The organism is Methanoregula sp. (assembly GCF_041663825.1).
Classification (GTDB): domain Archaea; phylum Halobacteriota; class Methanomicrobia; order Methanomicrobiales; family Methanospirillaceae; genus Methanoregula.
In genome coordinates this window covers 55,141-64,676 of sequence record NZ_JBAYLY010000015.1, presented here as the reverse complement: position 1 = coordinate 64,676, position 9,536 = coordinate 55,141, and the positions used below count along the sequence as shown (strand labels likewise).

Here is a 9,536-nt window from a genome sequence, read left to right as displayed (position 1 = left end):
TCCCGAAACCCTGTACCTCGATGACAACCATGTGGTTGCCCACGGTGGCAGCGAGGGGAATGTCACCGTCATCCCGCTCGAAGAGGCAGCGTTCCCGGCCGGCGGCCAGGTCGTCTCCACCGGCCGGGACATGACACAGATCCTGCGGATGATGCTCAATGACGGTTCGGTCGACGGGAAGCAGGTTCTTACAAAAAAGACCGTCTCTGACATCCATGCGGCAAGCATGGTTGCCGGACGTGACGGCCCACTGGGAGATCCCAACGGTGCGGTCTGCCTCGGCTGCGATGCGTATTCTTTCCTGGGTGAGCGGGTCATCGAGAAGAACGGGGCGCTCGAAGGCGTCCGGGCAATCGTGATCCTCATCCCGGATAAGAAGGTCGGTCTTGTTGTCATCGCAAACAAGCAGCTGACGGTATTTCCCGAGGCCGTACGGGACGAATTCCTCGAACGCTACATAGGGAGGAGCGGTGTCGATTTGCAGGCACGAGAGAAACTCAACCAGAAGGGATGGTATTCTCTCATGAAAAACATGGAAATGCCGGCCGAAATAAAACCTGCAACAATCCCGGTATCAGCGATTGCGGGGTCGTATTCAAGCAACCTGTACGGCACGATGATCATAAATGAGGGGACGGACGCCGGGAATATGACCGTTCTGCTCGGCCCGGCAAAATACCCGGGTACCCTGGTACACCAGACAAACGATACCTGGTACCTCTCGTGGCCGAATCCTGACGATACGGTCAGTTATCTCACGTTTGCCGCAAATTCGTCGGGGACTGTCACCGGCTTTACGTCCAGTGACTACGGGCCGTTTACCCGTGCCTGAGCCAGCAAAACTCTTTTTTTCCCGATGAATCAAGCCCTTGGTTTTGGACGGTTGTCCCGGCCTGTTGCGAAATAAAAATCAGTGAATTTATCAGGTGTTACACCAATTTCCGGATGTTTTCATCATGTCCCGGAAGATCGCGTTTCTTTTCATCACATTTGTCATTGCTGTCATCATTGCTACGGGATGCACCCAGACCTCGCAGGCCCCCGATGACCGGCAACCGGCCATGGCAACCCTGCCAGTCACGATCACCATCCCGTTCGGTCCTATCCCGGTCGAGAGCACGAATGGCATCAATATTGCCTATGAACTGGAATTTGCCGGTATGGAGAACCTGTCGTTTGTACCGGAAACCGTAGAAGTTCTCAACGCGGATACGGGAACTGTCCTCTACTCCCCGAACGTGTCGGTACTTGCCCGGACCGCGTATCCTGCATCGGTCCCGCCACCGACCGCAGCTGAACTACAGAATGGCACGGTAAAACTCCAGGACCCCCGAATCTCGATCTGGTTTGTCGTCAGCCCCGGTACCGTACCGGACCGGCTCACGCACCGGGTCACTTTTAACCGGACGGCCGGGGGCCTTACACCGCTTGTGGTCACGGGCGGCAACGTTACCGTGCGAAAAGATCTATCACCGGTTGTTATCGGATCCCCTGTCAAAGGTCCCGGCTGGGCGATCATGGAGACGACATCTCCTACCGTCCACCATGTCACCACCCAGATCACGATGGCAAACGTAACAAAAGTCCCCCAGCGGTACGCACAGGACTATATCCTCCTTGACACGGTAACCGGGCTGCCCTTCTCCGGCAACGAGACAATCGCCCGGGACTATTATGGCTTTGGCCAGAATCTCTATGCGGTCGGTAACGGGACTGTTGTCTATGTCCGCGACGGGGTAAAAGATATCGAGATCACCACGCAGAAACCGCCGGTGACTGTGGATTCTGCGCTCGGAAACGGCGTGGTGATCGATCTCGGGAACAAAAAATATGCCTGCTACGGCCACATGGTCAACGGTTCGGTCCGGGTAAAAGTGGGCGATACCGTGACAGAAGGCCAGGTGATCGGCCTCATGGGAAATACCGGCAACTCCGACGCCCCGCACCTCCATTTCCAGGTTATCACGGACAACCCGTCGGTCCTTGGCGGCGAGGGCTATCCTATCGTCTACCGCTCGTTTAACGTGACCGGACGATTCGATGAGGAGAACATAACCGGGATATCCTTTAACAAATCCATCCTGCAGGAAAACCGGCTCATGGAAAACGACGTCGTGGTCAGTTTCCCCTGAAAACTTTTTACCCCGGCATCCCTGCTTTGCGGGATGCAAATCACCGGTATTTATTTACCGGAATAATAATTGGAATTACTATGAAACTGTGCCTCTTCATTCTCCTGCTCTGTATCCTCGCCGTCCCTGCCGGCGCACTTCCCCTGCCGCAGGTGCCGTCCCTTGCCGCCACGCCGGCAACAGACATTCCCCTTGTCGCCATGTTTGAAGGCGGGCAGAGGTACCAGGCCGGAAACTATCCGGTCATCGTCCTCTCCGGCTCCTACCGCGAGATGGGCCGGCAGTACGGCGGCCTGATGAAGACCGAGCTCAACGAAGAGTACACCTTCCTCATGGACACCCTCATCAGCCGGGGGTATACAAAGGCAGCGATACGGGAAGACGGACAGGCGGTTATCGCGAATTACCCGCAGCGGATAAAGGAGATCTTTACCGGCATGTCGGAGACCTCGGGGCTGACATCCGATGATATCGCTGTCCTCTGGTACGGGCCAATCTACCTGCTCACTGCCGCACCGGTTTCCTCCCCGACTACCTCCCCGGCTTCCTGCTCGTACCTCGCCACCTGGGGGAACTACACGACTGATGGCTCCATGGTGGTCTCCCGCAACTGGGACCTCGCCGACCTGGTGCAGCCGTTAACGAAATGGTATGTCCTTACGGTGTACCGCCCCACGGACGGCAGCAACGCTGTCGCAACCTGGAGCCCCACGGGAGCGCGGCCCGAGACTTTTATGAACAGCAAAGGGCTGTTCATTGCCGATGACAACGCCGGCATGATGGATATCGCGCCGGAAACCCGGCCGGAATTTATCACGGAATACTTCCGGTTCATGTTCGATTACTCTGACGTAAAAGCACTTGACGCCGGTATCCGCGGGACCGCCCCGGATTTTGCATGGATCGTGGATGTGGCAGGACCAAACGGGGCGTACGTATACGAGAAGTCTACCAACAGGACATTGCAGAGGACCGGGGACGGGGTTGTTGCAGCGGCCAACCATTTTATCGACCCGTCGTGGAACCTCCCTGCCCCTCCCGAACACTCGTTCTCCCGCTACAACAACCTCCTCCGCCAGGCAGACGTTGCAAAGGGATCGATCGATGCGCAGAAGACGATGAAGATCCGCGACGTGTGCATGGAGAACGGCGGTTCTAAGTTCTGTCACTCGGATCTGGGGGGAAACCCGTATTCGAGCAACCACCAGGTTGTCTACATACCCAGGACCCGGACGCTCTGGATGAATGTGATGGACAAGCCCTGGCAGAAAGTGGAACTTGCTCCCCTGTTTGGCAATTAAAAATGACGGCAGGTTTTTTGTGAATCTACCTGCCAGTTAATTCTCTTTTTCCGGTTACTGAGTACTTTTCAATCCCTATCCAATTCAGCCTTTGATTGCCTTACCCGGCCCCGATTTTCGATCGTTATGGCAAAAACATCGGTCGCTTGTTTTTTTCCTGGCGTGTAAAATACGCCCCGATTAGCGGGAATCAGCCTTGTCCGCGTACCAAAAATATGCCGCTTTAGACCGGTTACCGGATAATGGGATCTGCATTCCCTTAAAAGAGGCAAATCTGATCTCTTTACGGTCCCGGATTCCCCCTCTGATGATCCCGGATCTCCTGCACAACGGAACGGATCGCACCGGTCACCACGTCCGGCGAATCTATCCGGATGTTGAGGTTCGTTATCAGGTTGCTGTTACCCGTAAGCTTACGGCCGGTATTACCGGTAAAAAGGCAAGACTTTTACCCGTCCCCGGTCTTTATCTGGATGTAAGATTATGGTCCAGAAAAGGCGGATTGCGATTACTACGGGAATTGGTATACTCACCGGCCTGTACTGTGCCGGGAGCCTTCTCGTAGCCGCTCCTCCGGGAATCACACCGGAACCCTGGTTCCTGGTTATGATCCTCTACGGTCGTATCATCCAGGGATTTGTGATCGGGTTTGCTGACAGGATTCCCCTTCGCCCGGTGATCCGGGGGGCGGGACTGGGGGCGATTTTCAGCCTCCTGCTCTGCATTGTTCCTTTGTTTGCCCACAATTATTTTGGTGCGGCGATGCTCTTTATTTTCGGTATTATCTATGGGGCACTTGCTGATGGGATTGCAAGCTGGGTGATGCAGAGGAAGGCCGGGAACCGGGTCCCGGAACAGGCACAGTGCTAAAATTTTTTTCCTGCGCACCACGGGTTTTTTTAGTAGCACAGACGGAGTGGGGCCGGGGGAATTTTTCAGGATACCTGCCGCGAAGATTGACCGGGGACAGCAGCAGAGGGTGCCGGATCCAAAACCCTAATGGGTACTCTGGGAATAAGACACGATATCATGACTGTACAGGCTTCATTTCGGGTGACGAAAAATTATCCTGCCGCAAAGAAACTGGCGAAATTTTTGGGAAAAGAGGGAGAAGCAAAAGACGCCCTGTATGGCAGGAGCATTCACTCCCGGGATTTCATGAGAACGAACCCAATCACTATACGGTTGCCGATATCAAAGTGCGGTACCAATGATAGGCTCAGTAGTCCTGACCATTTTCCCTTTACGGACATGAGTGCCGTGAAACTGCGGTCTGCTCTTATCTTCACAAAAGTAATTAAGATGGTATTGTGGCATTTATCTCGTCACAGATCCCGGAATTCCTGCCTGACTCCGATCTCCTCGTATCTCCCGGCACCCCTCGTCTGCCGGTACCGGGCTCAGGAGATCACCGTTGATAAAATCTGATAAAGTCGCAAACCGTTTCACGGGACCTCATTGAAGGCGGGATCGGGAAGATTGACAATCGGTTTGCATCCGGTCAGCAGTACCAACCCGAGCACAAGTTTTCAGGGGCATGAAGCAACGCCTTCTGTGCTGGCATTTCTACACCAAAATACCAGGCAAGGACGAGGATAGTTGCGACAATGGCAAGGGCAACAATGAACAGTACAAGATTTTTTAAGACATCGGTTTGTTTAGCTTCACGCATGAGAATTTCTCCCGTGATCTCCACTTTTCTTCAGGGTAGTAATAAATATATCGGGGATAGCAAATGGCCCGGATGGTGAAATTACGTACTGTAATGGTGGGAGAACATCTGCAAAAAAATCGGATCGCCAACTGCTGATTAAAAAAAAGAACGACTCAATGGGTGAGGATAAAAAAAGATCCGGTATGGTTTCGCGCTTAAAAACAGCCGACCCTCAATAATTTGCAAAATCTCCGACGAAGATTTATCGCCACCTTGCGCTCATGCAGGAAAAAGTTTGAATCAGTTGCTGAGGATGAGTAAATAAGATCGGGTCATGAGCTTGAAGATTTTTAAAAAAAGAACACAGAGCTGCTGAAATGAAAGGAAACCTATTTTTGACCTCCCCTTCTACCGGACACCTATGACAGAGCTGGACCCGTTCTTTTTCAAAATCAATACCTGGTCCTTTACCAAACACCGGGTCTGGAACCGGTGCCAGCGGCAGTACTATTACGAATACATCGCGCCATACGTGAAGACCGGGGCGGTTGTTAATCCGGAAAAGATCCGGTGGCTCAAGAATTTCACGTCAAAATTTGTTGTCCAGGGCCAGCTCATCCACGATATCATTGACCAGCAGATCGCACTTGCCTGCGACAAAAAACCCATGAATCTTTTCGAGGCAGAAAATGTCTTTGCCAAAAAAGTCTCGCAGTACCGGAACGTGGGCGGCGAGACTTTCACCGAGTACCATAATGGCGAGAAGGTCCCGGACTCGTTCTTTACGTACATCCTGGAGAACGGCAGGACCTGTCTCCAAACCTTCTTTGCAAAATGGCCGGAGTTTGCGCCACGGGAATGCCTGCGTCACGAGCAGTTCGATCATTTCAGCATCCGGGACGCTGAGGTAACGGTCAAGGTGGATTTTGCCGCGAAAATGCCGGATGGTACGATTGTCCTCTCCGACTGGAAGACCGGGAAAGACGACGATGATTACGAGACCGAACTCCAGATGGCGGCCTACGTGCTTTGGGCAACGGAATTCTACCACAGGAGTGCCGATGAGGTCAGCACCGAACTTGTCTTTTTAAAGACCGGCGCGACAAAACCGTATGCGTTCTACGAGGAGCAGTTGCTGGATGTGCGGGACCAGATTACAAGAGAATTTGCGGCGATGAACGCTTCGTACGAGTACGGGGATTTTCCGGCCCGGCCTTTTATGAGGGAATGTTTGAGTTGTAAGTTTGCGGAAGTGTGCCCGGAGGCGGCAACCGGCAGGCCGTGAGAATATTTTTTTTGTTTTTACGCGGCTCGAACAACGAATACATTTTTTATTCAATTGAATACATTATGAATTCCTGCGGGAAGCGCTTATCTCATCAATCCGGAAGATCGAAGAACTGTTTAAGGATCATCCGGAGTTCACATTCACCATTTCTGATTTTTTTAGGATTCCCTTATTCGATTATTCCCCTCTTCCTCAATTCAAAATAACATCTCGCACAGGCTTCCACATCGGCGCCGGCGTTATGGCTGCCGGTGAATTCTTCCTGGAACAACTGAAGGTGCAGCTCGTTTAAAGTCGGCCACTTGTATCCTCTCCCGGAGGCCTTGGGAATTTTGCACCAGGAGACAACCTGCGGGGTTTTCATGGTGCAGAAGTAGTGTTTGTCCAAAAGGCCGGTCTCAAGACTGCACCGCAAAAATTCCGTCGTGACAATCGGCAGGTCAAAATCAAGGTTATGGGCAACGACCGTTTCCGCCTTCTCCACATCGGCAGGTCAAAATCAAGGTTATGGGCAACGACCGTTTCCGCCTTCTCCACATCGGCATTGAACTGCGGGAGCACCTTATAGAGCGACACACCCTCGGCTTTTGCCCGCCCGGTCGTGATCCCATGAATACGGGCAGAGTCCATGGGGATGGAAAAGTCCGTCGGGTAAATGATGAAACTGTTCCGGCTTTCCGGGATCCCGTCGCTGTCGTATAAGGACCATGCGAGCTGGACGACACGGGGCCATTTTTCGACCGGGTCGTTTGTTGCGGAGTATTTTGGGAGGCCGGTGGTTTCGGTGTCGAGGAAGAGGAACATCCGGGTTAATTTTGGAGGGGATGGTATTTGGGGTTGGCTACACAGTGTGTAGCGGATTAAACTGGTCGCATTACCGGCTCCTGATGCTGGTGGAAAATCCCGGGCCTTCGGTGTCGTATCGGTCTCGATAAGGAGCGGGATAATAAAAGAAGTATCCGGGAAGAGGACTATGACTCATCCCGGAGAGCACTGACGCGATCCGATGTAATTTTCTTCTTGAGACGGATTGGCTCAAAGCTGAGTTTCTTCTCAATGGTCACCCGGATCCGCTCACCTTTCTTAAGTTGAATCATTCCCACCGGTTTCCTGAACATTATCCTCATAGATGCATTCGATTGCCCTGACCATGCCGGTTCACCCTTTTAGTATACCTGGGTCTTGTTCGGGAATTATTATAGGGTTTGTGTACGCGGAGTTTTCAGGAGCAGGTCCATGCGTTCGATAAATCTTTTGGCATCTGATATGGCCTGCCTGACCTCTTCAGGGGTCGGGCGGGCATCCAGGCTGTACTGATCGTCCTGCCGTAAGCCCCGCATGTGATCGAACTGTAGTACCCATTCGTCTTCCAGCAATCCTGCTTCCCGGTAGGATTCGAGATACACGCCAATGCAGTAATGGCTTTTCTCCCGGATTCCGTCACGGATGATAATTGCACGGGCCGCGTGGAAATATCCCATGTATGCCGCTATCAGTGCAGACCGTACCGCACCGGCATCGCAGTCATACCCGGCCTCGATCACCCACTCGCGGGCCTGTGCAAGGGATTGCACCGCCTTCTCGTTTGAAGGTGCAACCTTTCGCAAAAGTCCGCGTTCGTAACATTCGTCAAGACGTGTCAGGGGATTCACCTTCGAGCGTGATCGATTGTTTTACAAATGACCGGTAAAACGGTTCATCAGTATTTTTGAGCCCGGCCATTTTCTCGTTTGTCAGGACCAGGATATGAGCTTCGGCAGAAACTGCACGAGATACCTCCCGCTCAAGTTCTGCGACCATCACACCAGATGGCAGGGTTTTTACGTATACCCAGAGGTCGATATCGCTCTCCTCCGTGTTTGTCCCAAGAGCCCAGCTCCCGTAGATCCCGGTGCCGGATGCCCATGCCGGTTTTTTGAATGCGGCAGCGACGAGATTGGTATTAAGTAGTCGTTTTACCGCAACCGTTACCGGGGAAAACTTCAGCCGGTACGTACGGTCGATCCGTTCGAGCAGTCCTTCGTGTTCGAGCAGGGCAAGGTACGGGGAGACAAGGCCTTTTGACAACCCGGTCTTTGCGGCGATCTGCTGCACGGTGCATGCCGGTACGAGGAGGGCTGCCCTGAGCAGGGTGATACGTTCCCTGGTCCGGAAGAGCGCAGAGAGATCATGCAGTCGTTCGTTCATAGTCCCTGAACTATTGGTTCACGCTCCATGAACAAAATGTTTGCGATCCGTGAACAAACGTTTGCCCACGATAACCCGCTCGCGATCATGGGGGAGGGGGGTGATCCCCCTACCCCCCATCATCTTTTTTCCCGGTGGGGGATCACCCCCCTCCCCTTGTGTGCGTGAAGGTGGGGGGTACCCCCCTCCGGTTCCAGCGCCACAATCCTGCATTTCGCGTAGAGTCCTCGACGGAGCGTGCGTGCCGGAAACGGCCGGAGGGGGGAGGGGGGTGAGGGGGTACCCCCTCCCCCACTTTGGCTTGCGAGTGGGGATCACCCCCCGCCCATGATTTTTTTTATAAGGGGGGCACCCCCCACCCGGTCGTGATCCCGTGAATCCGGGCAGAGTCCATGGGGATGGAAAAGTCCGTCCGAGTAAATGATGAAACTGTTCCGGCTCTCACGATTCCCCGTCACTGTAGTACAGCGCCCATGCGAGCTGGACGACCCGGGGCCATTTTTCGATGGGGTCGTTTGTTGCGGAGTATTTTGGGAGGCCGGTGATTTCGGTGTCGAGAAAGAGGAACATCCGGGATAATTTTGGAGGGGATTGTATTTGGGGTTGGGGGTTTGGGAGTTCAGGAGAGTTTTTAAAACGGATATTTCCTGGAGTTAATACACATAAAATTTGCGATGAGGAACACGGGGAGGACAAGGTATTTCCCGGCCCGGTCTTGAGGGAGTGTATGAGCTGCCGGTTTTGCGAATGTGTGCTCGTGGGATAATAATAGAAGTATCCGGGAAGAGGTCTATGACTCATCCCGGAGAGCACTGATGCGATCCGATGTAATTTTCTTTTTGAGACGAATAGGCTCAAAGCTGAGTTTCTTCTCGATGGTCACCCGGATCCGCTCACCTTCTTTGAGTTGGATCTTTCCAACCGGTTTATAGAATATTGTCCTCATAGATGCATTCAATTGCCCTGACCATGCC

The 9,536-nt window shown here is 53.2% G+C and carries 13 protein-coding genes; 5 read left to right on the top strand and 8 right to left on the bottom strand.

All coding sequences use genetic code 11. The features are described 5' to 3' along the window. From WCX19_RS08505 to WCX19_RS08490, 4 genes are all read left to right on the top strand, one after another. Positions 1-832, top strand: an 832-nt coding sequence (locus WCX19_RS08505) for a serine hydrolase (RefSeq protein WP_373007115.1), incomplete at its 5' end; no start/stop codon positions are given. Positions 833-956: 124 nt separating this feature from the next. After that, positions 957-2,132, top strand: coding sequence for a M23 family metallopeptidase (locus WCX19_RS08500; protein WP_373007113.1), 1,176 nt, complete (start codon positions 957-959; stop codon positions 2,130-2,132). A gap of 80 nt (positions 2,133-2,212) precedes the next feature. After that, positions 2,213-3,433, top strand: coding sequence for a C45 family autoproteolytic acyltransferase/hydolase (locus tag WCX19_RS08495; protein ID WP_373007111.1), 1,221 nt, complete (start codon positions 2,213-2,215; stop codon positions 3,431-3,433). Between the two features lie 483 nt (positions 3,434-3,916). Further along, entirely contained in the window at positions 3,917-4,303 is a 387-nt protein-coding gene (locus WCX19_RS08490) for a hypothetical protein (protein ID WP_373007109.1), read from the top strand. A 631-nt stretch (positions 4,304-4,934) separates the two neighbouring features. Here the strand turns inward: WCX19_RS08490 and WCX19_RS08485 are convergent. After that, on the bottom strand, positions 4,935-5,105 hold the full coding sequence (locus WCX19_RS08485) for a hypothetical protein (RefSeq protein ID WP_373007107.1): 171 nt from the start codon (positions 5,103-5,105) through the stop codon (positions 4,935-4,937). 403 nt (positions 5,106-5,508) lie between these two features. Here WCX19_RS08485 and WCX19_RS08480 point away from each other — a divergent pair, with 403 nt between their 5' ends. Beyond that, a complete protein-coding gene (locus WCX19_RS08480; protein WP_373007105.1) occupies positions 5,509-6,372 on the top strand; it encodes a RecB family exonuclease in 864 nt (287 codons plus the stop codon). A 172-nt stretch (positions 6,373-6,544) separates the two neighbouring features. On the opposite strand, the gene WCX19_RS08475 is transcribed toward WCX19_RS08480, so the two are convergent. From WCX19_RS08475 to WCX19_RS08445, 7 genes are all read right to left on the bottom strand, one after another. Beyond that, the gene (locus WCX19_RS08475) at positions 6,545-6,763 is read right to left on the bottom strand and encodes a hypothetical protein (RefSeq protein WP_373007103.1); all 219 of its coding nucleotides are present in this window, start codon (positions 6,761-6,763) and stop codon (positions 6,545-6,547) included. Then, positions 6,736-7,179, bottom strand: a complete 444-nt coding sequence (locus WCX19_RS08470; protein WP_373007101.1) for a 3'-5' exonuclease — start codon at positions 7,177-7,179, stop codon at positions 6,736-6,738. Before WCX19_RS08470 ends, WCX19_RS08475 begins: the two co-directional genes overlap by 28 nt. 167 nt (positions 7,180-7,346) lie before the next feature. Beyond that, positions 7,347-7,472, bottom strand: coding sequence for a hypothetical protein (locus tag WCX19_RS08465; protein WP_373007099.1), 126 nt, complete (start codon positions 7,470-7,472; stop codon positions 7,347-7,349). A gap of 99 nt (positions 7,473-7,571) precedes the next feature. Beyond that, a complete protein-coding gene (locus WCX19_RS08460) occupies positions 7,572-8,027 on the bottom strand; it encodes a HEPN domain-containing protein (protein ID WP_373007097.1) in 456 nt (151 codons plus the stop codon). Next, positions 8,005-8,562: a helix-turn-helix domain-containing protein gene (locus WCX19_RS08455; protein WP_373007095.1), complete on the bottom strand. Its 558-nt coding sequence runs from the start codon at positions 8,560-8,562 to the stop codon at positions 8,005-8,007. Before WCX19_RS08455 ends, WCX19_RS08460 begins: the two co-directional genes overlap by 23 nt. 441 nt (positions 8,563-9,003) lie before the next feature. Beyond that, positions 9,004-9,132, bottom strand: coding sequence for a hypothetical protein (locus tag WCX19_RS08450; protein WP_373007093.1), 129 nt, complete (start codon positions 9,130-9,132; stop codon positions 9,004-9,006). Positions 9,133-9,352: 220 nt separating this feature from the next. After that, positions 9,353-9,508 carry an antitoxin AF2212-like protein gene (locus tag WCX19_RS08445; RefSeq protein WP_373007091.1) on the bottom strand — a complete coding sequence of 52 codons (156 nt, stop codon included), beginning with the start codon at positions 9,506-9,508 and terminating at the stop codon, positions 9,353-9,355. Between the last annotated feature and the right edge of the window lie 28 nt (positions 9,509-9,536).